The sequence below is a fragment of the Streptomyces sp. NBC_00207 genome (assembly GCF_045160965.1).
Taxonomy (GTDB): domain Bacteria; phylum Actinomycetota; class Actinomycetes; order Streptomycetales; family Streptomycetaceae; genus Streptomyces.
The window spans coordinates 6,670,394-6,696,028 of the sequence record NZ_CP130715.1 but is presented as its reverse complement, the minus strand read 5'-3'; the positions used below and the strand labels follow the sequence as shown (position 1 = coordinate 6,696,028).

Annotated in this window: 19 protein-coding genes and 1 pseudogene; 11 read left to right on the top strand and 9 right to left on the bottom strand. The window is 72.7% G+C overall.

Annotated features, from left to right (window positions below; genetic code table 11):
- Positions 1-8: 8 nt before the first annotated feature.
- Positions 9-4,220 carry a glycoside hydrolase gene (locus OG472_RS31650; protein WP_405942307.1) on the bottom strand — a complete coding sequence of 1,404 codons (4,212 nt, stop codon included), beginning with the start codon at positions 4,218-4,220 and terminating at the stop codon, positions 9-11.
- 190 nt (positions 4,221-4,410) lie between these two features.
- Here OG472_RS31650 and OG472_RS31645 point away from each other — a divergent pair, with 190 nt between their 5' ends.
- A complete protein-coding gene (locus tag OG472_RS31645) occupies positions 4,411-5,664 on the top strand; it encodes a glycosyl hydrolase (protein ID WP_401611203.1) in 1,254 nt (417 codons plus the stop codon).
- Between the two features lie 25 nt (positions 5,665-5,689).
- A complete protein-coding gene (locus OG472_RS31640) occupies positions 5,690-7,954 on the top strand; it encodes an endo-beta-N-acetylglucosaminidase (RefSeq protein ID WP_405942306.1) in 2,265 nt (754 codons plus the stop codon).
- 4 nt (positions 7,955-7,958) lie between these two features.
- On the opposite strand, the gene OG472_RS31635 is transcribed toward OG472_RS31640, so the two are convergent.
- Positions 7,959-9,371: an ATP-binding protein gene (locus OG472_RS31635; RefSeq protein WP_405942305.1), complete on the bottom strand. Its 1,413-nt coding sequence runs from the start codon at positions 9,369-9,371 to the stop codon at positions 7,959-7,961.
- A 12-nt stretch (positions 9,372-9,383) separates the two neighbouring features.
- Entirely contained in the window at positions 9,384-10,100 is a 717-nt protein-coding gene (locus tag OG472_RS31630; RefSeq protein WP_405832254.1) for a response regulator transcription factor, read from the bottom strand.
- Positions 10,101-10,402: 302 nt separating this feature from the next.
- Here OG472_RS31630 and OG472_RS31625 point away from each other — a divergent pair, with 302 nt between their 5' ends.
- The 8 genes from OG472_RS31625 to OG472_RS31590 all read left to right on the top strand — a co-directional run bounded on the left by OG472_RS31625 (position 10,403) and on the right by OG472_RS31590 (position 16,705).
- Positions 10,403-11,188 carry an amino acid ABC transporter ATP-binding protein gene (locus OG472_RS31625; RefSeq protein ID WP_361761206.1) on the top strand — a complete coding sequence of 262 codons (786 nt, stop codon included), beginning with the start codon at positions 10,403-10,405 and terminating at the stop codon, positions 11,186-11,188.
- 118 nt (positions 11,189-11,306) lie between these two features.
- The gene (locus tag OG472_RS31620) at positions 11,307-12,158 is read left to right on the top strand and encodes a glutamate ABC transporter substrate-binding protein (protein ID WP_405942304.1); all 852 of its coding nucleotides are present in this window, start codon (positions 11,307-11,309) and stop codon (positions 12,156-12,158) included.
- A gap of 83 nt (positions 12,159-12,241) precedes the next feature.
- Positions 12,242-12,916 carry an amino acid ABC transporter permease gene (locus OG472_RS31615; RefSeq protein WP_405832250.1) on the top strand — a complete coding sequence of 225 codons (675 nt, stop codon included), beginning with the start codon at positions 12,242-12,244 and terminating at the stop codon, positions 12,914-12,916.
- Entirely contained in the window at positions 12,913-13,806 is an 894-nt protein-coding gene (locus OG472_RS31610; protein ID WP_405832249.1) for an amino acid ABC transporter permease, read from the top strand. Before OG472_RS31615 ends, OG472_RS31610 begins: the two co-directional genes overlap by 4 nt.
- A gap of 188 nt (positions 13,807-13,994) precedes the next feature.
- Complete coding sequence (locus OG472_RS31605; protein ID WP_405942303.1) at positions 13,995-15,569, top strand: FAD-dependent monooxygenase; 1,575 nt, start codon at positions 13,995-13,997, stop codon at positions 15,567-15,569.
- Positions 15,570-15,601: 32 nt separating this feature from the next.
- A complete protein-coding gene (locus OG472_RS31600; protein WP_311318651.1) occupies positions 15,602-15,688 on the top strand; it encodes a putative leader peptide in 87 nt (28 codons plus the stop codon).
- A 79-nt stretch (positions 15,689-15,767) separates the two neighbouring features.
- Positions 15,768-16,316: a cysteine dioxygenase gene (locus OG472_RS31595; RefSeq protein ID WP_401611192.1), complete on the top strand. Its 549-nt coding sequence runs from the start codon at positions 15,768-15,770 to the stop codon at positions 16,314-16,316.
- Complete coding sequence (locus OG472_RS31590) at positions 16,307-16,705, top strand: rhodanese-like domain-containing protein (RefSeq protein ID WP_405834967.1); 399 nt, start codon at positions 16,307-16,309, stop codon at positions 16,703-16,705. Before OG472_RS31595 ends, OG472_RS31590 begins: the two co-directional genes overlap by 10 nt.
- A gap of 328 nt (positions 16,706-17,033) precedes the next feature.
- Here OG472_RS31590 and OG472_RS31585 read toward each other — a convergent pair.
- From OG472_RS31585 to OG472_RS31565, 5 genes and pseudogenes are all read right to left on the bottom strand, one after another.
- Positions 17,034-18,218: pseudogene (locus OG472_RS31585) on the bottom strand (IS701 family transposase).
- Positions 18,219-18,271: 53 nt separating this feature from the next.
- Positions 18,272-20,833: an FtsX-like permease family protein gene (locus OG472_RS31580; RefSeq protein ID WP_405942302.1), complete on the bottom strand. Its 2,562-nt coding sequence runs from the start codon at positions 20,831-20,833 to the stop codon at positions 18,272-18,274.
- Between the two features lie 90 nt (positions 20,834-20,923).
- Positions 20,924-21,490 carry a recombination regulator RecX gene (gene recX, locus OG472_RS31575; protein ID WP_405942301.1) on the bottom strand — a complete coding sequence of 189 codons (567 nt, stop codon included), beginning with the start codon at positions 21,488-21,490 and terminating at the stop codon, positions 20,924-20,926.
- 3 nt (positions 21,491-21,493) lie between these two features.
- Positions 21,494-22,609 (bottom strand): recombinase RecA, encoded by a 1,116-nt coding sequence (recA, locus tag OG472_RS31570; protein ID WP_401611187.1) that lies wholly within the window; start codon positions 22,607-22,609, stop codon positions 21,494-21,496.
- A gap of 225 nt (positions 22,610-22,834) precedes the next feature.
- A complete protein-coding gene (locus tag OG472_RS31565; RefSeq protein WP_405832242.1) occupies positions 22,835-23,287 on the bottom strand; it encodes an iron chaperone in 453 nt (150 codons plus the stop codon).
- A gap of 257 nt (positions 23,288-23,544) precedes the next feature.
- On the opposite strand from OG472_RS31565, the gene OG472_RS31560 reads away from it, so the two are divergent.
- Entirely contained in the window at positions 23,545-24,303 is a 759-nt protein-coding gene (locus OG472_RS31560; RefSeq protein WP_405832240.1) for a Clp protease N-terminal domain-containing protein, read from the top strand.
- Here OG472_RS31560 and OG472_RS31555 read toward each other — a convergent pair.
- Positions 24,254-25,444, bottom strand: a complete 1,191-nt coding sequence (locus OG472_RS31555) for an AI-2E family transporter (RefSeq protein ID WP_405943223.1) — start codon at positions 25,442-25,444, stop codon at positions 24,254-24,256. The genes OG472_RS31560 and OG472_RS31555 overlap by 50 nt on opposite strands.
- Positions 25,445-25,635 lie beyond the last annotated feature (191 nt).

Here is a 25,635-nt window from a genome sequence, read left to right as displayed (position 1 = left end):
GGCCTGTCTCATTCGTCCTTCGGGTGCGTCACGCGTGGCGGAATACGGAGGGCAATGGCCGGACCGTACGCGATCCTGCCCTGGCAGGCGGCCTTGATCGCGATCCAGTACTCCCCGGGAGGGGTGCCGAGCGGCGGCCGCACCTCGAACTCCACCCCGGCCGGCCCGTCCGCCGGTACGTGCAGGGGCAGGGCGGCGGGTGCCGTCAACTGCCATGTCCCGTACGGGGAGACGGCGTAGGCACGGCCCGTCAGCGCGCTCCGGACGCCGGTGCTGCCGATCCGGGCCCGTACGAGGCCCCGCGCGCCGGGGGCCACGACAACCTGCCGGTCGGGCGCCTCCACCCACAGCCCGGCCGGGACGGGGCCGCCGGGGACGGTCACGGTCAGCACGTCCTCGAACTCGCCCGCGGGGGTGGCGGCGAGGATCCGCACCAGGTGTTCGCCGGGCTCGGCCGCGGTGGCGGGCCTCACGCCCAGCGGGATCCGCTCGTACCCGCCGGGTACGAGGTCCACAATCCGCCGGGTCCAGGAGGTGTGCCAGCCGTCGGGGGCGCGGACCTCCAGCGCGACCGGGCCGCCCGCAGCGGCGTGGGAGGCGACTGTCACGGTCGCGGCGGACGCCGGGCCGTCACACGTCACCGTGTACGGCGCGTCCCCGAGCGGTGCCGTCCCCGTGTTGTGCAGCCAGTACCGGCTGAACACCGGCTGGTGCGGCTCCCGTTCGCCCTCCCGCACGGGCATGCCGGAGGGGGTGCGCAGCAGCGCGGTGGTGGTGGCCGCGCCGCCGATGCCCGCCCCGAAAGGGCCGAGCGGGCGGTCCAGCAGGTCCGCTTCGGCGCCCACCCCGGCGGGCCAGAGCACTTCGGGCGCCGCCGGGCTGCCGTGCGTCTCGCGGAGCCGGACCGCCAGGCCGCCCTCCTCGCCGCGTTTCACGGCCTCGATCAGCACCCGGCCGGCCGGTTCCACGCCGAGGAGGGAACGGGCCGGCGGGCGCGGACCGCCCGCCGGCGCCCCCGTCACCGCGGTGAGGGGCTTGTTGAACTCCCGCCCCCGGCGCGCCAGGTCCACCTCCCGCCAGTCCCCCTCGCCCGCCACCAGGGCGTGCTCGAAGACGTGCGTCCAGTGCTGGAGCTGGAAGGAGCTGCCGTCCGGGGCGGTGCGCCGGGGCGGGTCCATCCATGCGCCGCTGGGGCGGCCGGTGCACGAACGCATCAGGCTGCTGTGCAGCCGGCCCGCCGTGTCCACGGCGAAGCCGGGCGTGCCCCTGACCAGGATCCCGACGGTCCGGTTCGCGTACGGGACCTCGTGCGCGGCCTCCCCGGCCGCCTGCCCGGCGCCGGGCAGGCGGCCCGAGGCGGCGACGGTCCGGGCGAGTTCCGCCGGTGACCCGGTGTGGACCAGGACCGGCAGGTCCCGGATGCCGGTCAGGTCGCAGCCGGGGCTCCACAGTGCGCGGAGCGGGGCCCGGGCCGGGATCCACGCCCGCGCCTGCTCCCGTACCTCCTGTGCGTACGCGGGGTCGGACCCTTCCAGCACCGCCGCCGTGAAGGCATTGGCCCCGGGGCCGCCGAGGGCGATCCGGAAGTCCGGGAGGCTGCTGTCCACCGCCAGGTCGCCCCAGCGCGGGCCGGCGGCCCGGGTCGGGGCGGCGGTGACCCCGTACCGGCCGAGCGCGGTGACCAACTCCCGCAGGCCGTCCGGAGTTCCGGCGTCCGGCAGGACGATCTCCGCCGCGGCCAGCGCCCGGTCCGGCCCCGCGAGCGGCGCCGAGAGTGCGAACCAGTTCAGGCACGGACTGTCCAGGGTCCACGGGGCCCGGACGTGGTCGGCCCCCGCATCCGCCTCCGGGAAGGCGAAGCCGCGCCCCACGGCGGCGGCGGCCGTCTCCGCGACCGGCACCGCCCCGGGCACGTCCGCCGGGATCCGCAGCCGCACCAGCTGGTCGGAGCCGTCGAACTCGTCGATCCGCGTGGTCAGTTCCACCCGGTCGAGGCCGTCCCACAGGGTGGTGGTCCGGGTCCAGCGCACCGGCCCGGTGCGCCCGGTCGCCACGATCCGCGCCCCGAGCGGCCCCCGCTCCACCCGGCAGGACGCGGCGGGCGCGGAGCCCGAACCGGTGCCCGGCCCCTTCGGCAGCAGGTGCCAGGGGCCCTCCTCGAAGTAGGGATGCTGGGGGTACTCGTCCTGCACGACCAGCTCGTCCACCTCCCCGGCGCGCAGGAGTTCCCGCCCGGTGCGCCGGTCCAGCAGCCGGGCGAGACCGCCGCCGCGCGCCGGATCGGCCTCGGCGCGGAAGAACTCGTTCTCCACGACGAGGCCGTCCGCCGGCTGCCAGCCGCCCGGGGCAGCCGACTGCGGGAGCCTCGGCCCTGCTGCCTCCAGCCACCAGGTCCGGTGCCCGAGCGAGGGCACCGCCACCGCGAGGAACGCCACCTCGGCCACGGCTCCGGCCGCCGCCTCGATGTGGACGGGCGCGTACCGGCCCTCGGCGTCACGGACGGCGATCCGGTGCGCCTCGGCGGCCGTCAGCCCCAGCGCGGCCAGGTCGACCGACGTGCGGACCAGGTCGGTCCGCGTCCAGGACACCGGGTTGTGGACGGTCACGGCGAGGGGGGACGGCCCGCGGGTGTCGGCCGCGCCGGTGAGCACGGCGAGCGCCTCCTCCCGTACGGCGGCGGCCAGTTCGTGTGCCTCCCGCCAGGTCGGGAGCAGGTCCAGGTACACCTGGTCGGAGAAGGTCCCGGTCACGGCGTCGTGGTGGGCGGCGTGGAGCAGGTGCCGCCAGGCCTTGGCCAGCGTCTGTGCCGGATAGTCGAGCAGTCCCTCGGCGCAGGCCAGTGCGGCGAAGGTCTCGGCCTGTTCGAGGAGGTTCTCGGCGGCCCGGTGGGCCTGCTTCACGTCGATGTAGGTGACGTCCTTGCCGGTGTAGACCGGGCCCATCTCGCGGGTCACCGGCAACGGCCGCTCCCCGCGCGCGGCGAACTCGGCCCGGACGGCGTCGAAGTGGGCACGCGGGCCGGAGTGCTCCATGCGCGGCCAGCAGTAGCGGCGGTTCCAGGCGTGCTGCACGTCCAGGCCCCAGCGGTGGGGCCAGGAGAAGTCCGTGCCCATGGGGATCAGGACGTTGCGGGTGGCGGCGCGGGTGCGCAGCAGTTCGTACAGGTCCAGCAGCTGCTCGGCGGCGCTCTCGGCGTCGGGGGCGCGGTGGGAGGGCCAGCCGGCCGAGTAGTGCGCGGGCAGGTAGTGGAGCAGCAGCCCCTGACCGCCGTCGTCGCCGGGCGCGATCCACTCGAACTCGGCGGGCAGCTGCATGGCCGTGGGTGCCCGCAGCGGATCGCCCCACCGGTCCGTCATCGGGCCCCACTGGTGGTGCGGGCCGCGGGCGAGGACGGCGGAGTCGAGTCCGCAGCCGGACATCAGCGCGGGGAAGGACGGGTCGTGGCCGAAGACGTCGAGCTGCCATGCGGTGCGGGGATCGGCGCCGAGGGTGCCGCGGTGCAGGGCGAGGCCGTGGAGGGCGCCGCGGACGGTGGTCTCGGCGGAAGTGAGCGTGGTGGACGGCTCGTTGTAGGTGCCGCCGACGATCTCGACGCGGCCCTCGGCGATCAGCGCGCGCAGCTCGGCGCGGTCGGCGGGATGGGTGTCCCAGTACGGCTTGAGGTAGTCGACCTCGGAGAGCACGAACCGGTACGCCGGGTCCTCGCGGGCCTGTTGGAGGTGGAGCGGGACCAGGGTGAAGGCGGGCACGCCCGCGTACTCCCAGCCCCGCTCCGCCTCGCCGGGCCGCGGCGGGGCGTCCCACAGGGCGGTGTAGGCGGCCTGGGTGTTCCACCACATCGGGTCGTAGTGGAAGTGCGGGACGAGCCGGACGGTCCAGCCGGGCTCGGCGACGGTCAGCCCGAACGGCAGCTCGGCGAGGGGGCGCCCGTCGGGGGTGGCGACCCGGGCGGTGGCGGCGAGCAGCTCCCCGGGGGCGGCGGCCCCGGTACGGACGGCGACCTCGACGGTGGCTTCGCGCTCCGTCCCGTCCCCGTCCGCGTCCGCGCGCAGGATGCGCGGGTGCGGGGTGGTGAGGCCCTCGCCGTGCACGGTGACGTACAGCGGGCCCGCCGGACGCTCCCTGCAGATCCGTACGCGGACCACCTGCGAGGGCGTTTCCGGCGGCCCGGTGAAGAGGGCCGGGGTGGTGACCGCCGTGACCGAAATACCGCTGTCCATTTCCACGTGCCCCCTGTGGCCAGCCATAGCTAAACCGCATTAGTCCCCTCAGGTTCCAGCGAAAAGAAGCCTTGTGTCAACTGGACTGAAGCGCATAAGTAGTCGGATCTGAGGCCCTGTTGACTTTCCTCATCCACACCGGCAGGTTGTGGCCCATCCGGTGAATTCCCCCAGAACTCCAGGACGCCCTGTGCACGATGACGCGCTCCGCTTCGGCGCCAACTACACGCCGGCCCGCGGATGGTTCCACCACTGGCTGGACTTCGACCTCGACGAGGTCAGGGCCGACCTCGACTCGATCGCCGCGCTCGGGCTGGACCACGTCCGCGTGTTCCCGCTGTGGCCGGTCTTCCAGCCGAACCGGACGCTGATCCGGCCGCGCGCCGTGGAACAGCTCGTCGCGCTCGCGGACGCGGCCGCCGAGCGCGGGCTCGACGTCAACGTGGACGGGCTGCAGGGCCACTTGTCGAGCTTCGACTTCCTGCCCGCCTGGACCCGGACCTGGCACCGGCGCAACCTCTTCACCGACCCGGAGGTGGTCGACGGGCAGCAGGAGTACCTGCGCACGCTGGCCGCCGCGCTCGCCGACCGGCCGAACTTCCTGGGCATGACCGTGGGCAACGAGATCAACCAGTTCTCCGGCGCCCCGCACCCCGACCCCGACCGGATCACCCGGGACCAGGCCTCCCGCTGGCTGGAGCGGATGCTCGCCGCCTGCGAGCAGGGCGCGCCGGGGAGGCTGCACCTGCACGCCGAGTACGACGCCGCCTGGTACCGGGACGGGCACCCCTTCACGCCGGCCCAGGCGGCCCGGCTGGGCGCGGCCACCGCCGTGCACTCCTGGGTGTTCAACGGCACCGCACAGCGCCACGGCGGGCGCGGGACCGCGACCGAGCACCACGCCGCGTACCTCATCGAGCTCTCCAAGGCCTGGGCCCTCGACCCGCACCGCCCGGTGTGGCTCCAGGAGGTCGGCGCCCCGGCGCCGCTGATCCGGCCCGAGCACGCGGCGCGGTTCACCGAGGCCACCGTCACGAACGCGCTGGACTGCCCGGACCTGTGGGGCGTGACCTGGTGGTGCTCGCACGACGTGTCCCGGGAGCTCGCGGACTTCCCGGAGCTGGAGTACGGCCTCGGCCTGCTCACCAACGACCGCCGGACCAAGCCGGCCGGCGCCGCCGTGGCCCGGATCGCCGAGGAGTGGCGGGGCCGTGCGCACCGCCCGGCCGTGCGCTCCACCGCGCTCGCCGTGGACGTCGGCGGGGCGCAGGAGGCCCCGGGCCGGTCGGTGTGCGCCCCCGGCGGCACGTTCTTCGAAGCGTGGGCCGCGCTGACGGCCCAGGGGGTGCGACCCGCGGTGGTCCTGGCGGAGCAGGCCGAGGACCCGGCCCACCTGGCGGCGCGCGGCATCACCGAGGTGCTGCGCGTGCACGACGTGACCTGACCGATCCCCTCGTGAGGAGCCCCGCATGGCCGAGACCGACGAGACCGACGAGTCCGGCAAGACCTGCAAGACCGGCAGGACCGGCAGGACCGGCGACACGGGCAGCGGCATCGCCTCGCGCAGACGGACCGCCGCGCCCTTACGGCCGTCCCGGCGCGCGGTGCTGGCCGCCGGAGCCGGGGCCGCCGCGCTGCTCGGCGCGGCGGGCCAGGCCCCGTACGCCTACGCCGCGCCGGCACCCGCCGCGCCGGACGCCCCGACGCCGTCCTCCGCCCCGCCCACCCCGGCCGACCTGGCCCCGTACGCCTCGTACTGGTTCCCGGACTCCTTCCCGGCGGGGACCCCCGGCCCCGGGATCGTGTGGCGCTCGCTCCTCCAGTGGACCCCGGAGCGGGACCCCGACCTGGCCCACAACACCGCGACCGTGCCCCTGGCGCAGCGGTTCACCCCGGTCCCGGTGCACCGGGACGCCCGGGCCGGCCAGGCCCGCATCGCCTCCCTCGTCTCCTTCGGGCCCACCGCACAGAACCCCTCCCAGGGCTCCCCGACCGCCGACTACTACGCGCTCACGCACTGGGCGTACATCGACGAGCTGGTCTTCTGGGGCGGCTCCGCCGGCGAGGGCATCGTGCTCGCCCCGAACGCGCCCGTGATCGACGCCGCCCACCGCAACGGGGTCCGGGTGCTGGGCAACGTGTTCCTGCCGCCCGTCGCCTACGGCGGCGACCTGCAGTGGACCCGCGACCTGGTGCAGCGGGACGCCCTCGGCCGGTTCCCGCTCGCGGACAAGCTCGTCCAGGTGGCGCGGACGTACGGCTTCGACGGCTGGTTCGTGAACGCCGAGACGGACGGCGGCGACAGCGCGCTGGCCGCCCGGATGCGGGAGTTCCTGCGCGCCCTGCGGGCCGCGGGCACCCCGCACGGGTTGCGCATCACCTGGTACGACGCCATGAACACCACCGGCCGGGTGGGCTGGCAGGGCGCCCTCAACCCGCTCAACCAGGAGTTCTTCGAGGACCGGGCCGGGAAGGTCGCGGACACGATGTTCGTGGACTTCCGCTGGACCGCGCAGACCCTGGCCGCGTCGGGCGCGCTCGCGGACCGGCTGGGGCGTTCCCGCCACGAGCTGTGGGCGGCCGTGGACACCGAGTCCCGCGGCTGGGACTCCGCCGTCCCCTGGGACGCGATCATCCCGCGCGACCGCGAGCACGTCGTCAGTTACGGCTTCTACCGGCCCGAGTGGACCCGCAACCACCTCGCCGACCGCTCCCCCGGCGCGTTCCACCGCGCCGACGACCGGTTCTGGACGGGCGAGTCCCTGGACCCCGCGCGGCCCGCACCCGAAGCCGCCTCCGCATCCGCATCCGGGGCCTCGTCCGGGTCCGCGTCCGGCTGGCGGGCCCCGGCCACGGCCGTCGCCGACCGGTCCACGGTCACCGGGCTCCCCTTCGCCTGCTCCTTCAACACCGGGCACGGGCTGCGCTGGTACGAGAACGGCAAGGCCGTCTCCGACACGCCCTGGAACCACCTCGGGCTCCAGGACCGGCTCCCGGGCCGCCGCTGGGTGGTGGACACGGCCGGCGAACGGCCCTCCGTCACCCTGGACTTCGCGGACGCCTGGCGCGGCGGCTCCAGCCTGCTCGTCGCGGGCGCCCTGAACGCTCCGGCGGTCATCGGGCTGCACTCCACGCGGCTGGCGCTGACCCGCGGGAGCGTCCTGGAGCTGGTGCACGCCGGCGGACCGGGACCGGTCGCGGTGGAGGTCGGCGTGGCCGTCCGCGAGCCCGCCGCCCCCGGCGAGCCGGTCCCGTACACGTGGCTGCCTGCCGGAAGCACGGACGGCGGGCGGGGCTGGCGCACGGCGCGGGCCGGGCTCGCGCCGCTGGCGGGGAGGACCGCGTACGGCCTGGCCGTACGGATCACCGCGCTCGGGAAGGAGCCGGTGGTGTGGCGGCTCGGCGCCCTGTCGGTCCACGACACCCCCCGCCCCGGGCGCCCGGCCCCGCCGACCGCGCCGGCCGTCGCCGCCTCGGCCCGGCAGGACGGCAAGGCCTGGCTGCGCCTGTCCTGGCGCGGCGCGGCCGGCCGGCACCGGCAGCCGCGCCACTACGAGGTGTCGCGCGTCCTGCCCGACGGCACCCGTCGTTTCCTCGGCGGCACCTGCGGCACCGCCCTCTACCTCCCGGCCGTCCCGCGGGCCGGGCGGGAGCGGGCGGCCGCCTTCGAGGTCCGGGCCGTGGACGAGCTGTACGCGACCTCGGCCGCGGCCAGCACCACCCTCGTCTGGTAGCGGCTCAGGCGCCGTGGGGACCGGTGCGCGGCACCGACACGGTCACCCGCAGCCCGTGCGGCGGGTTCGTCTCGTACGCGAGGGACCCGCCGCCCGCGGCGAGCAGCACGCGGGAGATCGACAGGCCGAGTCCGGAGCCCTTGATGTTCTGGTGGCGGCCGCTGCGCCAGAAGCGGTCGCCCACGCGGAGCAGCTCCTCCTCGGTGAGGCCGGGGCCGCGGTCGGCGACGACCACGCGGACGACGCGCCCCTCGGCGGCGACCGACACCTCGACCTGCTCACCCTCAGGAGTGAACTTGAGGGCGTTGTCGATGACGGCGTCGAGCGCGCTGGACAGGGCGATGGGGTCGGCCCAGCCGGTGACGGCGGTCCGGCCCGTCTCGGTGAGCCGTACGCCCTTCTCCTGCGCGTACGGGCGCCACGCGGCGACCCGCTCGGCGGTCAGCGCACCGATGTCGGTGAGGCTGATCTCGGCGGAGGCGTGCTCGGCCAGCGCCAGGTCGAGGAGGTCGTCCAGCACCTGGGTCAGGCGTTTGCCCTCGGTGCGTACGGAGGCGATCTCCTCGTTCCCCTCGGGCAGTTCGAGGGCGAGCAGCTCGATCCGCAGGAGCAGCGCCGCGAGCGGGTTGCGCAGCTGGTGGGAGGCGTCGGCGACGAACGCCCGCTGCTGCTCCAGTACCTCTTCCACGTTGTCGGCCATCTCGTTGAACGAACGGGCCAGGCGTTGGAGTTCCGGCGGCCCGCCGGCGGCCGCGACCCGAGAGTTCATCTTTCCGGTGGCGATGCCGTGGGCGGCCGCGTCCAGGGTCTGCACGGGCTTGAGCACCCAGCTGGTGAGCCTCAGGGCGGCGCCGAAGGCGACCAGCATGGCGGCGGCGAGGCCGCCCGCGATGAGCAGCCATCCCTGCAGGATCCGGCCGCGCATCAGGTCGGTCGGCGAGTCGGTGGCGACGACCGCGACCACGTCGCCGTCGAGGACGACCGGGGAGACGACGAGCAGTCGGCCGTGGGTCTGCCAGGGCCACACCTGCGGCGGATCGTGGCTGCGCCGGCCGGCGAGGGCCTCCTCGAAGGCACGTCGGCCCTCGCCGGACTCGGGGATCTGCCACCAGCTGGGCGAGCGGGCCATGTCGTTGTCGTCGCGGTAGAAGATGCCGACGCGGATGCCGTACAGCTCCTGGTAGCGGGCGAGTTCGACCTGGAGGGTCTCGCGGCGGGATTCGGCGGCGGTGGATCCGGAGCCCTGGGCGTCGATGACGAGCTGGGCGAGGGCGGCGAACCGGGCGCTGTCGTCGATGCGGTCGACCACCACCCGCTGCTGCTGTCCGGCGGCCAGGCTCACCGCGAGCGGGAAGCCCAGCGCGAGCAGCGTGCCCGCCATCAGGATGACGAGCAGCGGGAGCAATCGGGCGCGCACGGCAGAGGACCCCTAGGGGGCGGTCGGGGTGACGAGGCGGTAGCCCACCCCGCGGACGGTCTCGATGAGGGCGGGCATGCGCAGCTTGGAGCGCAGGGAGGCGACGTGGACCTCCAGGGTGCGCCCGGTCCCCTCCCAGCTGGTCCGCCACACCTCGCTGATGATCTGCTCGCGGCGGAAGACGACGCCGGGCCGCTGCGCGAGCAGGGCCAGCAGGTCGAACTCCTTGCGGGTGAGCGGTACGTCGGTGCCGTCCACACTGACCCGGCGGTTGGGCAGCTCGATGCTGACGGGGCCGAGCCGGACCGTGGCGGGCGTACCGGTCCCGGTGGCCGCGGCCTCCTCGGAGGCACCCGTGCGCCGGGCGACGGCGTGGATGCGGGCGAGGAGCTCGCCGGTGTCGTAGGGCTTGACGACGTAGTCGTCGGCGCCCATGTTCAGGCCGTGGATGCGGGAGCGTACGTCGGCGCGCGCGGTCACCATGATGACGGGGGTGGCGGTGCGCTTGCGGATCTTGCCGCACACCTCGTAGCCGTCCTGGTCGGGCAGGCCGAGGTCGAGCAGGATCACCCCGTAGGGAGACGCGCCGGGCAGGGCCCCGGCGGGCAGCAGCGCCTGCAGGGCCTCCTCGCCGCTGCGGGCATGGGTGACCTGGAAGCCGTGCCGGGCGAGGATCGCGGACAGGGCGGCGGCGACGTGATCGTCGTCCTCGACGAGCAGCAGTCTCATGTCGTCCCCCTCTCCTTTTCTCTTCTCGCTCGCGGGCTTCCCCGGGCATGGTCACACGGATGGCCAAAGGGTGGCCATCATGCATACACGCCGATGCGGAGTCCCACGTCAAGGGGGTTCCGCCGCGGCGCGCCTTCCGTTATGCACCCGGTACGCGCCGCGTCCGGCCGCGCCGACGGCGCGCACGGAGCGTATCCGGGGGAAGCCGGATCGTTATGCTCAATTCTCCCTCAGATGTGATGACGTTGTGGACGCGACCTCACTACTGTCCTCCCAACCGAGGAGGACGGAGCAAGAAGCCGATGAGCGGAGTATCAGTGACCAAGGACGTGCAGGACGCGGCCGGTGCCGCGGACGACCTGGTCGTACTGAGCAACGTCAACAAGCACTTCGGCGCGCTGCACGTGCTTCAGGACATCGATCTGAGCATTGCCCGCGGTGAGGTAGTCGTCGTGATCGGTCCCTCGGGATCGGGCAAGTCCACGCTGTGCCGGACGATCAACCGTCTGGAGACCATCGACTCGGGCACCATCACGCTCGACGGCAAGGAACTGCCCTCGGAGGGCAGGGAACTGGCCCGGCTGCGCGCCGACGTCGGCATGGTCTTCCAGTCGTTCAATCTCTTCGCGCACAAGACGGTGCTGGAGAACGTCATGCTGGGCCAGGTCAAGGTCCGCAAGACGGACGGGGCCGCGGCGCGCGAGAAGGCGGTGGCCCTGCTGGACCGGGTGGGCGTCGGCACGCAGGCCGACAAGTACCCGGCGCAGCTCTCCGGCGGCCAGCAGCAGCGCGTGGCGATCGCCCGGGCGCTGGCCATGGAGCCGAAGGTCATGCTGTTCGACGAGCCGACCTCGGCCCTCGACCCGGAGATGATCAACGAGGTGCTGGAGGTCATGCAGCAGCTCGCCCGCGAGGGGATGACCATGGTGGTCGTCACGCACGAGATGGGCTTCGCCCGCTCTGCGGCCAACCGGGTCGTCTTCATGGCCGACGGAAAGATCGTCGAAGAGGCCACCCCCGAGCAGTTCTTCAGCAACCCGCGCAGTGACCGCGCCAAGGACTTCCTGTCGAAGATCCTGCACCACTGAGGGTCTCGTCTGGTAGTCATCCGTATGCGGATCGCCGCCGGAACGATTCCTGTCGGCCGCGCGTACGCCGTAAGCGTCGCTCGTCGTTCAACAACGTCTCATCCGAGGGAAGTTCACCATGAAGATCTCCAAGGCCGCTGCGGCCGCGGCCGTCGCCGTCGCCCTTTCCCTGACCGCGACCGCCTGTGGCGGCAGCAAGCAGGACGCCGCCACTGACGGCGGTGCGTCCGGTGGCGCGAAGGACAAGATCGTCGTCGGCATCAAGTACGACCAGCCCGGTCTGGGCCTGAAGACCCCGGACGGCAAGTTCGCGGGCTTCGACGTCGACGTCGCCACGTACGTGGCCAAGGAGCTCGGCTACGAGCCGAACCAGATCGAGTTCAAGCAGGCCCCCAGCGCCGAGCGCGAGAACCTGATCTCGAACGGCGACGTGAAGTTCGTCGTGGCGACGTACTCGATCAACGACAAGCGCAAGGAGAAGGTCGACTTCGCCGGCCCGTACTTCCTCGCGCACCAGGACCTGCTGGTCCGCGCCGACGACACGAGCATCACCAAGGTCGAGGACCTGAACAAGAAGAAGCTCTGCTCGGTCACCGGCTCCACCTCGGCGCAGAACATCAAGAAGACCCTGGCCCCCGAGGCCGACCTGCTGGAGCAGGGTGGCTACTCCGAGTGCCTGACCGGCCTGGAGAACAAGGCCGTCGACGCCCTGACCACGGACAACTCGATCCTGGCCGGCTACGCCGCGCAGGAGAAGAACAAGGGCAAGTTCAAGCTCGTCGGCCTGAGCATGAGCAACGAGAACTACGGCATCGGTCTGAAGAAGGGCGACAAGGAGCTCCAGACCAAGATCAACGCCGCGCTCAAGAAGATGGTCGAGGACGGCAGCTGGCAGAAGGCCGTGGACAAGAACCTCGGCCCGGCCAACTACAAGAACGAGCCTGCCCCGCAGATCACCGAAGGCAGCTGATTCATCGGTGAGGAGCGTCGCCGCCCGCCTGCCGCGGGCGGCGGCGCACCTCACCGGCCATCCTGGGGAGAGCGCAGGGCATCGTGTTCGATTTTCTTGATTCCGGGCAGTACGACGTGCTCGGAGCCTTCTGGGTGACGGTTCAGCTCACCCTCTACTCGGCGGCCGGATCACTGATCTGGGGCACCGTCCTGGCCGGAATGCGGGTCAGCCCGGTCCCGCTGCTGCGGGGCTTCGGCACCGCGTACGTCAACCTGGTGCGCAACACCCCGCTGACGTTGCTGATCATCGGCTGCTCGCTGGGACTCAACCAGACCCTCGGCATCGCCCTGGGCGGCGAAACGTTCAAGGAGACCGGCTTCCGGCTCGCGGTCCTCGGACTGATCGCCTACACCGGCACCTTCGTCTGCGAGGCCCTGCGCTCCGGCATCAACACCGTGCCCGTCGGCCAGGCCGAGGCGGCACGCGCACTGGGACTGAGCTTCTTCCAGGTGCTCACCCTGATCGTGCTCCCCCAGGCCTTCCGGGCGGTCATCGCACCGCTCGCCAACGTACTGATCGCGCTCACCAAGAACACCACGGTGGCGGCGACCATCGGCGTGGCCGAAGCGGCCCTGCTGATGAAGGAAATGCTCGAGAACGAGGCGCAGGCGACCTTCGCGGTCTTCGCGGTCTTCGCCCTCGGTTTCGTCCTGCTGACCCTGCCCACCGGTCTTCTGCTGGGCTGGGTCGCCAAGCGAGTGGCGGTGAAGCGATGACCTCCGTGCTGTACGACAGCCCGGGCCCCAAGGCCAAGGCGCGCAACTGGATCTACAGCGGGATCTTCGTCGTCCTGTTCGGTCTCGTCATGTGGTGGGCTCTGTCCCTCATGGGCGAGAAGGGCCAGCTCGACGCCGACAAGTGGTCGCCCTTCGTCACCGACGGCCGGGTCTGGACCACGTATCTGATCCCCGGCCTGATGGAGACCCTCAAGGCCGGCGCGCTCTCCATGGTGATCGCCCTCCCGCTCGGCGCGGTGCTGGGCATCGGCCGGCTGTCCGACCACGCCTGGGTGCGGGCGGCGGTCGGTGCGTGGGTGGAGTTCTTCCGCGCCATCCCGGTCCTGATGCTGATGCTGTTCGGTAACGCGCTGATGGCGCCGCGGTTCCTGGACGTCCCCTCCGACACCCGACCCTTCTGGGCCGTGGTCATGGGCCTGGTCCTGTACAACTCGGCCGTCATCGCCGAGATCGTCCGCGCCGGCGTGCTCTCCCTGCCCCGCGGCCAGACCGACGCGGCCAAGGCGATCGGCATGCGCAAGGGTCAGACCATGACCTACGTGCTGATCCCGCAGGCCGTCACGGCGATGCTGCCGGCCCTGGTCAGCCAGCTCGTGGTGATCCTCAAGGACACCGCGCTCGGCGGCGCCCTGCTGGGCTTCGCGGAACTGCTCTCCACGAACCGGCAGATCTCGGCCAACTACAGCAACACCATCGCGACCCTCGTCGTGATCGCGCTGATCTACATCGTGGTGAACTTCGCCCTCACCACCTTCGCCTCCCAGCTGGAAGGCCGGCTGCGGAAGTCGAAGAAGGGCACCGGCGCCGTGCTCGGCGCGGAGGAGATCGACGACGCGGTCCCCGGCGCGAACACGGCGGCCGGAGCCTGACGCCGGAGACCCCTTCGGACGACCCCCCGGTCTGACATACGGTCAGTCAGAGTGCGTAGCCTGTGTGGTGCGGCGGAGCTCATCCGCCGCACCACACTGCGTTGTCCCGACGGGGGGCACTTGACGCAGGCACCTCCAGTGGGTTGCATACGTTCTGTGATCACATACCGGACATCGGGAGCCACATCATGGACCCGGTGATCGTCGTCGGCGCGGGACCCGTCGGGCTGTCGCTTGCCCTCGCCCTGGCCGGCCAGGGCGTGCCCTCCGTCGTGCTCGACGAAGGGCCCGGCAAGGAGGAACCGCGCCCGGCCCGTACGGTCGTCCTGCACGCCGACACGGCGGCCATGGCCCACCGGCTGGGCTGTAGGACGCTGCGCGACGAAGGGGCGTACTTCGCCGCCTGGCGCACCATGCGGCGCGGCCGGGACGCCCAGCGGATCACCTTCGAGGACCACCCGGCCCCCCTGCACGTGCCGCAGCACGCGCTGACGCGCGGGCTGCGCGACGCCGCCGCGGCGCACCCGCTGGTCCAGCTGGTCACCGAGAGCCGTGTGGACTCCCTGGAACAGGACGACCACGGGGTCACCGCCCACACCCGGGGCGCCGAGACCACGTGGTGGCGCGGGAGTTACCTGGTCGGCTGCGACGGCGCCCGCTCCACCGTGCGCAAGCTGCTCGGCATCCGCTTCCCGGGCCGCACCGCCGTCGAACGGCACGCCGTGGCCGCGCTGCGCACCGAACTCCCCTGGCCGGGCGAGGCCTTGCTGCACCGCAGCCCGCCGCAGGAGGTCACCTCCCGGCCGCTGCCCGACGGGGTGTGGCGGCTGGACTGGCTGCTCCCGGCCCGCGGGGAGCTGGTGACCCCCGACCTGCTGGTGACCCTGATCCGGGACACCCTCGCGGTGTGGTGCGGGGGCAGCACTCCCCCGTACGACCTCATCGACACCGGGGTCCACACCCTGCACCACCGCCTCGCCCGGCGCTGGCGCGACGGCCGCGCCTTCCTCGCCGGGGACGCCGCGCACCTGCTGGGCGCCCTCGGCACCCAGGGGGTCGAGGAGGGGCTCCGGGACGCGGAGAACCTCGCATGGAAGCTGTCCCTGGCCTGGCACCAGGGAGCGTCCGAGGCCCTGCTCGACAGTTACGAGGGCGAGCGGCGCACCGCGGTCGCCTCCCGGCTGCGCGTGGCCGACCAGTCGATGCCGACGCTGCGGGCCGGCGGCGGCCTGCGCACCTACCTGCCCGGAGCCTCGCGCTCCGCCGAATCCCTCCTCACCGACGGCCACCTGGGGCGCGGGCCGCTGGGCGCGGAGCCGACGTACGCCCCGCCGGTCGCCGTACGCGAGGTGCCGACGGCCACCGAACCGGGCGGTCCGGTGGCGAACGTGCCGGTGACCGCGCCCGACGGGTCGACCGTGCCGCTGCGGGACCTGCTGGGGCAGGGCCGGCTGCTGGTGGTCCTGGTCGCCCCGGGCACCGGGGTATGGGACCGGCGCCACTGGCTCGGCGCCGGGCTGATGCCCCGGCTCGCCGCGGCGGTCAGCGCCCTGCCGGTCCGCACCGACCTGCTGGTCGCGGACTCCTACCCGGGGGCGCCCGCCCACACCGTGCTGCTCGTACGGCCGGACGGGCATCTGGCGGCGACCTTCGCGGGGGTCCGCCCGGCCGAACTGTACGAGGCGGCGGACACGGTCAGGGCGGGCGCGCCCGCGACCCGGCGGACCGCGCCCTCGGCCACACCGATCGTGGTGATCGATTGACCGTCCTCCCGGACTCGTGGTTCACTCGCCGAATGACCGGCAACGACGTACGCCTGTGGCGGAGGGTCCATATGGACCTGCTCCGCTACGCGGGCTGCGTGTGTCGCCCTTCCTGTTGATTCGCCCCTAACCTCCGCGCGCCCCGTGCCGTCCACCGGCCTGCGCGCACCTCCGCGAACCCAGGAACGGTCCCCCTTCATGTCTGCACCTGCGTCCACCGCACGCCCGTACGCCCCTGAGCCCGTGACGGCCGGGGGCCCCCCGGCCGCCGAACTCCTCGCCTTCGCCCTGCGCACCGCCGCCGACCCCGCCGTGGTGGCTTCGCTGCCGCTCGATCCCGAGGGCCGCACCTGGATCCGGCTGGACGGGCCCGGCGGCAGCGAGGCCTGGCTGATCGGCTGGCCGCCGGGCACCGGCACCGGCTGGCACGACCACGCCGAATCGCGGGGCGCGTTCGCCACCGCGCGTGGTCGGCTCACCGAACACTCGCTGACCGTACGACTGCCCTCCGAGGGCTGGCGGTCGCTGGAGCTGGCCCCCGACGTCGACCGCAGCCGCACGCTGGACGCGGGCACCGGACGGGCCTTCCTGGAGCACCACGTCCACGAGGTCCTCAACGAGTCCCCGACCGAGCACGCGGTCTCGGTGCACGCGTACTACCCGCCGCTCCCGCTGATCCGCCGCTACAGCCGCAGCGGCCCGGTGCTCCACCTCGAGCACGTCGAGCGCCCGGCGGACTGGCAGTGAGCGCCCCGGTCGGCATCGACGAGCTGCTGGAGCAGGTCCGCGCGGGCTACACCCGCGTCGGCCCGGAAGAGGCGCACGCGGCCTCCCGCGCCGGCGACGCATTGCTGGTGGACATCCGCTACCAGGCCCTGCGCGAGCGCGACGGCCTGATCCCGGGGGCGCTGGTGGTCGAGCGCAACGAACTGGAATGGCGCCTGGACCCCCGCGGCAGCCACCGCGCCCCCGAGGCCACGAGCCACGACCTCCAGGTGGTGGTGATCTGCAACGAGGGCTACGCCTCCAGCCTCGCCGCGGCCTCCCTCCACGCCCTGGGCCTCCACCGCGCGACGGACCTGACCGGCGGCTTCCAGGCCTGGAAATCGGCCGGCCTCCCGGTCACGCCCGCCTGACCCGCCGTTCTCCGGGCTCCGCCCCGATCTTTCAGCCCCGCCGGCGTTTGAGGCGCGGGGGCCCGGGGGCGGAGCCCCCGCAACGGCGCCGCACGGCCGAACGCCCCGGGACCGCACCGCTCGACCGGCGCAGCCCCGGGCCCCGGGAAGGGCCGGGCCAAGGGCTAGTACTGCAACGGTGTTTGCCGTGACGGTTGGGTAGTTTCTGGCGGGGTGTGGCCGCGTCGTTTGTAGTGGCTGACGCGGGCCTGGAACTGTCGTCGCCGGCGCCAGTGTGACCAGTGCAGGATGTGGTCGATGCTCGGGCGGGGTCGGGTGAGTCGGCCGATCAGGCGTCGGACTTCGGGCAGGGTGAGGGGTATGAGCTGGGAGGATCCGTTTCTGCTTTCCCGGTGTCGAGTTCGCGGGCCCGCAGGACGGTGAGGCAGGCGTGTGCGGCCATAGCCAGGGTCATGTGGCGGTGCCAGCCGTCGTAGCGGCGGACCTGGTAGTCGTCCAGGCCGCACTCCTGCTTCGCGGTCTGGAAGCATTCCTCGACCGCCCACCGGCTGCCGGCGATGCGGATCAGCTCGTCCAGTGTGGTCTCGGCAGGGCAGTAGGCGATGTAGTAGGAGATCTCTTCGGGCCGGCGGACGCTGCGGCGGGCGATGACCCAGTGCCGGCGGTCCTCGCGGTGCCAGGGCCGGACCTCGACCCTGGCCCAGTCGTAGACTCTCGGGCCGTGGGCGCCGTTGCCGCAGGAACGGCGTTTCCATTTCTGCCTTGGCAGCCCGGGGAAGAGGTCGTGGACGGGGTGGTCGATCGCCTAGCGGGTGACGACGGTGTCGTGCCGGGTGGTGGCCATGACATGGAAGACGTCGGCCCGCTCGAGCTCCGTGCGCCAGCCCTTGGAGAAGCCGTAAGCGGCGTCCGCGGTCACCCAGCGGAACGGGATCCGGCCTGTGATCGCCCGGCGGACCATGGCCTTGGCCATCACCACCTTCGTCTCGAAGGCGACCGTGTCCTCAATGCCGGCAGCCCGGCACCGTTCCCGGTCATCCGTCCATGAGGTGGGCAGATACAGGCGGCGGTCGATCAATGTGCGGCCCCGGCCGCCGGCATAGGCGAGGAACACTCCGATCTGGGAGTTTTCTGTCCGGCCGGCGGTTCCGGAGTACTGGCGCTGGACCCCGGCCGAACGGACGCCCTTCTTCAGGAACCCGGTGTCGTCCACGATCAGCACCGCTTCCGGGTCGCCGAGATGCTCGATGACGTAGTCCCGCACGTCGTCCAAGACCTCATCGGCGTCCCAGTCGATCCGGTTCAGCAACCGATGGATCCGGTCCGGACCGCCATGGCCGGCTTCCTCGGCAAGCGTCCAGCCGTTCTTCCGCTCCAGCGGAGCTATCAGCCCCCGCATATAGGCAAGAGCCGACTCACGTGGCTCCGACCTGGAGAAACGATGCAGGAACCGCTCATGCAAAGCCTTCAGTTCACCAGCCCACAACCGGGCATCTGCAAGTTCCCCACCCATGACCTGAACAACGACGGACCTGCCCAACCGTCACGGCAAACACCGTTGCAGTACTAGGCCTTGGCCGTGGCCACCTCCACCGGAGCCACCCTCAACGCCACCCGGCCCGGGAGGGCAGTGGCCGTCAGGGCCAACAGCCCGGCCACCCCCACCACCACCGCGTACGCCACCGGCAGGACCGCCGGCGCCGCCATCCCCGTCATGCCCACGCTGAACGCGGTCAGTACGGCCAGCGCGATCCCCGACCCGAGCACCACCCCGATCAGGACCACCGCCAGCGCCTCCGCCCGCAGCATCCGCAGCACCTGCCGCCGCTTCGCCCCGGCCAGCCGCAGCATCGCGAACTCCCGGAACCGCTCGGCGGTCGACATCGCGAGCGTGTTCACCACGGCGATCGCGGTGAAGGCCAGGACCAGTCCCATGGCCAGCAGGTTGATCTCCGCCCCGGCATCCTGGTGCTGTTCCCATGCCGCGTCGGCCTGCGCCGCGGACAGCACCGCCACCCCGGGGAAGCCCTTCACCGCCGCGGCCAGGAGCTCCCGCCCGACCGGCGCCCCCGGCTCCGCCGCCACCAGCACACTGCTCGCCAGCGGATTGTCCGCGTGGGCGGCCACCAGCCCGTGCGGCAGCGTCAGATCCCCGAAGCCCAGCCCCCGCGCGTACACGGCCGAGACCGTCAGCGTGACCGGGGTCCCGTCCCCCAGCGTCAGGCTCAGCGGGCTCCCCGGCTTCAACCCCAGCTGGTCCGCGGCGAGTTCGCTCACCGCCACGGCGCCTTCCCCGAACCCTTCCAGGCTCCCGCCGGTGACGTCGGGGTCCCAGGTCCGGGTCAGGCCGGCCGGGGTCACGCCCTGCGCGGCGTACTTCGCCAGCCCCACCCGTACCGAGGTGTGCACGATCTCGGTGGCCGCCGTGACCCCCGGCGTCCGCCGGATCCGCTCGGCGGCCTCCCGCGTGATGCCGGGGCCCTGCGCGGCCAGCACCCAGTCGGCCCGGATCCCGTCACGGGCCTGCGCCCGGGCGGCGTTGCCGAGGGTCGGGGTGACGAAGAGGACGGTGCAGGTCATGCCGACCAGCAGGGCGAGCGGGGTGACGGCGGAGGCCATCCGGGTGGCGTTCCCGCGCAGGTTGGCGGTGGCCAGGTGGCCGCCCGGACCGGCCAGCCGCAGCGGTCCGGCGAGCAGCGCGGTGGCGCCCCGTACGAGGAGCGGTCCGAGCAGCGAGACCGCTGCGGCCAGTACCACCACGGCCAGGAAGGTGACGGGGGTCGACGCCGGCTCGGTGCGCAGCGAGCCGAGTACGACGACCAGCACCGCCCCGCCGGCCAGCAGCAGCACCCCGAGCACGCTGCGGATCCAGCCGGGCCGGCGCCGCTCGACGGCGGCTTCGGCGAGCGCCTCGGCCGGGCGGATCCGGGCGATCCGCCGCCCGGTGATCCGTGCGGCGGCCCAGGCCCCGAGCAGGCTGGCCCCGACGGCCGCGCACATCGGGAAGATGCCGGCGGTGCGTTCCAGGGTGACGGGGACGACGCCGGCGTCGACGAACCGGCCGTGCAGCCAGGCGGCGAGCGGCAGCCCGGCGAGCGCCCCGGTGATGCCGGCGGCCAGGCCGACGAGCAGCGCTTCCCGCCCGATCATCCGCCGCAGTTGCCCGGGGGTGGCGGCGATGGCCCGCAGCAGGGCGAGTTCGCGGTGGCGCTGCTGGACGGAGAGCGCGAAGGTGCCGACGACCACGAGGATCGCGACGAGGAGCGAGGTGCCGCCCATCGCGCCGCCCATGGAGACCAGCTTGATCCGGGCGCCGGCGGCGTCGAGGAACTCCACCGGCCCGCGCTCGTCCCCCGTGCCGACCTGCGCCGTGGTGCCCTTCAGCGCCTGCGCGACCCGGTCGGCGAGCTCACCGGCGTCGACACCCGGCGCGGGCAGCACCCCGATGGCGCTGACCTGCCCGTCGCGGGCTGCGAGGCGCCGCGCCTCGTCGTCGCTGAAGAACAGCGCGCTCTGCTGGGCGAGGTCGCCGCGGGGCGTGGTCGCGATCCCGCTGACCTGGTACGTCCTGGGCTCGCCGGTGGACTGGACGGTGAGCTCGGAGCCGGGCTTCAGCCCCGCGCGGGCGGCCAGCGCCCGGTCGAGGACGATCTCGCCGCCGCTCCGGGGCTCACGGCCCTCGGCGATCGCGAAGGGGGTCAGCGCGGCGGAGGCCCAGGCGTGTCCGTACGAGGGCTTGGGCTCGCCGGAGGCCTTGACCAGCGGGACCGCCTGGAACGTGAGCTCGGGCACGGCCCGCTCGACGCCGGGCACGGCGCGGACCGCGTCCAGGGTGGCGGCGGGGAGCCAGGCCCGCTCGGCGACGGGCTTGGCCTTGTGTTTGGTCTTGGTCTTGGCCTTCTCCCCGTCGCCCTTCTTCTTGACCGTGGTCTCGTGGACGTTCTGGTCGGCGGAGACGAGGACCGGCGCGGATGCGTAGCGCTCGGTGCCGATCTTTCCGCGGAGTCCCGTTTCCAGGAGGGTTCCGCAGGCGGTGACGAGGGCGGCCGCGCACAGCAGTGCGACGAAGGCGCCGAGGAAACCGGCTTTGCGGTCCCGGAGGGTCTGAAGGGCGTAGCGCAGCATCATGCGGTCAAATCTGCTGGCGGGCGCGCCTCCTGACACTGGCGTGCCCCGGCATCCGTACCCGGGGGCTACCCCCACCCCGGGCCCGGCGGCTCACTCCCCCGGGTACCCGAGCTCGTCGGCGTCCTCGCCCTCCGCCTCCAGCGCACGGCGGACCACCCGCAGGGCCATGCCCTCCGGGTATCCCTTGCGCGCGAGCATCCCGGCGAGGCGCCGGATCCGCTTGTCGCGCTCCAGACCCCGGGTGGCGCGGAGCTTGCGCTCCACGAGCTCCCGGGCGGTCTGCTCCTCCTGCTCGGAGTCGAGCCGCTCCAGGGCCTCCTCCACGAGGGTCGCGTGCACCCCCTTGGTCCGGAGCTCTTGGGCGAGCGCCCGGCGGGCCAGGCCCCGGCCGCGGTGCCGGGACTCGACCCAGGCTCCGGCGAAGGCGGCGTCGTCGATCAGGCCCACCTCCTCGTACCGGGAGAGGACCTGCTGCGACACCTCCTCGGGGATGCCCCGCTTGTGCAGGGCGTCCGCGAGCTGGCGCCGGGTGCGCGGGCTCCCCGTGAGCAGGCGCAGGCAGATCGCCCGCGCCTGCTCCTCGGGGCTCTGGGGCGGCAGTTCCTGGCGGTCCTCACGACCGCGCCTGCTCCTGCCGCCCCCTTCCTGCTCCCGCACGGGTCAGCTCTTGGCCACGGCGGCCTTGGCCGTCGTCTTGGCCTTCGACGCGGGCGCGGGCGCGGGCACGGCCGTGGCCTCCGCAGGCGTGGCAGCGGCGGCGCCATCGGCGGCGGCGTCCTTGCGGACACCCACGCCCAGCTTCTCCTTGATCTTCCGCTCGATCTCGTTGGCGAGATCCGGGTTGTCCTTCAGGAAGTTGCGGGCGTTCTCCTTGCCCTGGCCGAGCTGGTCACCCTCGTACGTGTACCAGGCACCGGCCTTGCGCACGAAGCCGTGCTCCACGCCCATGTCGATCAGTCCGCCCTCGCGGCTGATGCCCTGGCCGTAGAGGATGTCGAACTCGGCCTGCTTGAACGGGGGCGCGACCTTGTTCTTGACCACCTTGACGCGGGTGCGGTTGCCGACCGCGTCCGTGCCGTCCTTCAGGGTCTCGATGCGGCGGATGTCGAGGCGTACGGAGGCGTAGAACTTCAGCGCGCGGCCACCGGTGGTGGTCTCCGGCGAGCCGAACATCACACCGATCTTCTCGCGGAGCTGGTTGATGAAGATCGCGGTGGTCTTGGACTGGTTGAGCGCACCGGTGATCTTCCGGAGCGCCTGGCTCATCAGGCGGGCCTGGAGACCCACGTGCGAGTCGCCCATCTCACCCTCGATCTCCGCGCGCGGCACGAGCGCCGCCACGGAGTCGATGACGATCAGGTCGAGGGCACCGGAGCGGACGAGCATGTCCACGATCTCCAGCGCCTGCTCGCCGGTGTCCGGCTGCGACAGGATGAGGTTGTCGGTGTCCACGCCGAGGGCCTTCGCGTACTCGGGGTCGAGCGCGTGCTCGGCGTCCACGAAGGCGACGGTGCCGCCGGCCTTCTGCGCATTGGCCACGGCGTGCAGGGTCAGGGTCGTCTTACCGGAGGACTCCGGCCCGTACACCTCGATCACGCGGCCGCGGGGCAGCCCGCCGACGCCGAGCGCGATGTCCAGCGCGGTCGACCCGGTGGGGATGACCTCGATGGGGTCGTTCGGCTTGTCGCCGAGGCGCATGACCGCACCCTTGCCGAATTGCCGTTCAATCTGTGCGAGAGCGGCGTCGAGAGCCTTCTCGCGGTCGGTGCCTGCCATGGGTTCCACCCGGTTTGCTTGAGTCGATCGCTTCACGCCATTGACGCTAATGCCTGCCACTGACAATGCGCCTCCACGACCGGTTCGGCTGTGGATAACTCATCAGAATGGATGTTCGATTTTCCTGTCAAGCGCGCCACGCCCACCGGACCCGCGGGCGGACCGAAGCCCCCGCCCGGTCGCCGGGCGGGGGCTTCGGGAGCCCGAGATCCATCGGGGCGGATGTCAGCTCACGGCCTGCTTCACGAGCGCGGCGATCCGCTCCTCCACCTCGGCCGTCACCTCGGTCAGGGCGAAGCCGGCCGCCCACATCGTGCCCTCGTCCAGCCTGGCCAGGTCGCTGAAGCCGAGGGTCGCGTAGCGCGCCTTGAACTTCTCGGCGCTCTGGAAGAAACAGACGACCTTGCCGTCCAGGGCGTAGGAGGGCATCCCGTACCAGAGCTTCGGCGCGAGGACCGGTGCGGTGGCCGTGATGACGGCGTGCACGCGCTCGGCCATGGTCCGGTCCGAGTCCTGCATCTCGGCGATCTTCGCGAGGACCTCCCGCTCCGCCTCCGCCGCCTTGTCCGCGCGCGAGCTGCGGCGCGCGGCCGTCTTCAGCTCCTGGGCGTGATCCTTCATCGCGGCCCGCTCTTCGGCCGTGAATCCCTCGTGCGTGCCGCCGCCGTTCCTGCTCATGCCGGATCTCCTCCGTGAGGTTCTCGATGCGCGCGCCTTGAGAGGGACCTTAACCCCGCCCCGCCGACACGGCCCCTGCCTAGGCGCCACAAGCAGGGATCACACAACGGCGTTCACCCAAGGCCCAGTTGCGGCAGCCGGCGGCCGGCGCGAGGACGTGCCCACGCAACGGACACGTGACGGGTCGCGACCGGCCCCCCCATTGACTGACAACCCAAGGTTGACACTCGCGTGACTGTCAACCTACGGTTGCACTCATGACGAACCCGTCCGTGGAACCCGTTCGCATGACCAATCCGGTACGCCTCGACGACCTGATCGAGGCCATCAACAAGGTTCACACCGACCCCCTGGAGCAGCTCAGCGGCGCCGTCGTCGCCGCCGAGGCCCTCGGGGACGTCGCGGACCACCTCATCGGCCACTTCGTCGACCAGGCCCGCCGCTCCGGCGCCTCCTGGACCGACATCGGCCGCAGCATGGGCGTCACCCGCCAGGCGGCCCAGAAGCGCTTCGTCCCCAAGGCGGACAAGGAGGGTGCCGCCGCGCTCGACCCGAACGCGGGCTTCGGCCGGTTCACCCCCCGCGCCCGCAACGTCGTCGTGACCGCGCAGAACGAGGCCCGCGCCGCCGGCGGCACCGAGATCCGCACGGACCACCTGGTCCTGGGCCTGCTGGCCGAGCCCGAGAGCTTCGCGGGACTCGCCCTGGGCGCGCAGGGGGTCACGGCGGACGACGTGCGCGCCGCCGTGGCCGCCGTACTGCCCCCGCCCCATGCGGAGGTCCCCGACCTCATCCCCTTCGACGCGTCCGCGAAGAAGGCCCTGGAGCTCACCTTCCGCGAGGCCCTGCGCCTGGGGCACGACTACGTCGGCACCGAGCACGTCCTGCTCGCGCTCCTGGAGCTGGAGAACGGCGAGGGCCCGCTGAGCGGCCTCGGCGTGACCAAGGCCGCCGCCGAGGCGACCGTCACCGAAGCCATGGCAAACGTACTCGGCGGCGCAGGGGACGCGCCGTAGAGGAATCCGCCTCCTGCGTCAGCGCGTAGCGCTTCACGTACGCGCCGAGGAAGGCCTGCAGCGTGGCGACGGCCGGGATCGCGATGAGCGCCCCGACCGCGCCGAGCAGGGCGGTGCCCGCGATGACCGATCCGAAGGCGACCGCCGGATGGATGTCCACGGTCTTCGAGGTCAGCTTGGGCTGCAGGACGTAGTTCTCGAACTGCTGGTAGACCACCACGAAACCGAGGACGTACAACGCGTACCAGGGGTCGACGGTGAAGGCGATCAGAACCGGCAGCGCGCCCGCGAGGTAGGTGCCGATGGTGGGGACGAACTGCGAGACGAGCCCCACCCACATCGCGAGGGCCGGCGCGTACGGCACGCCGAGGACCGCCAGCAGGATGTAGGTGGCGATCCCGGAGATCAGCGCCATCAGCCCGCGCGAGTAGAGGTAGCCGCCCGTCTTGCTGACGGCGATCTCCCAGGCGCGCAGCACCTCGGCCTGCTTGGCGGGCGGCAGTACGGAGCACAGCGCGCGCCGCAGCCGCGGTCCGTCGGCGGCGAAGTAGAAGGAGAACAGCCCGATCGTCAGCAGCTTGAAGAGTCCCCCGAGCACGGTGGCGGACACGTCGAGCACGCCGGACGCGCTGTTCTGCACGTACTTGCGCAGCCAGTCGGAGCGCAGCACGCTCTGCTGGATCTCCAGCCGCGACAGTTCGGTGTGGAAGGTGGAGTTGATCGCTTTGATCACCGAGTCGAGATAGCCCGGGAAGCCCTCGACCATGGCGACGATCTGCCCGGCGAGCAGCGAGCCGAGCAGCGCGAGGAATCCCGCGGTCACGATGAGCACCGCGAGGAACACCACGAAGGTGGCGAGCCCGCGGCGCACCCCGCGGGCCGCCATCCCGGACACCGCCGGCTCGATCGCGAGCGCGAGGAAGAACGCGATCAGGATGTTGACGAGCAGCCCGATGAGCTGGTGGAAGGCCCAGCTGCCGAGCTGGAAGCAGGCGACGAGCGCCAGTACGAGGATCACGGCTCGCGGCAGCCAGCGCGGCATCCGCGCCTCCGCCCCGCCGGGGCCCACGGGGGCCGCACCGGCCGGTGGGTTCCCTGCGCCGCCGGAGCCGGCCTGCGGGACGGGGCCGCCGGGTGCCACCGGGCGGCGCGGGCCTACGGGCTCTTCGGCGCCCGGGCCGGAGGCCGGATCGGAGTCCGGACCGGGGGCCGTCGACCGGCTGTCCGGCCGCTCGCCCCGGACGTCGGCGGTCTGGTCGTCGGTCGTCGTCTCATCACTGGCTGCCACGCCGCCAAGTCTGTCCCACCGGCCGCCCGAACGACGAAGCGGTG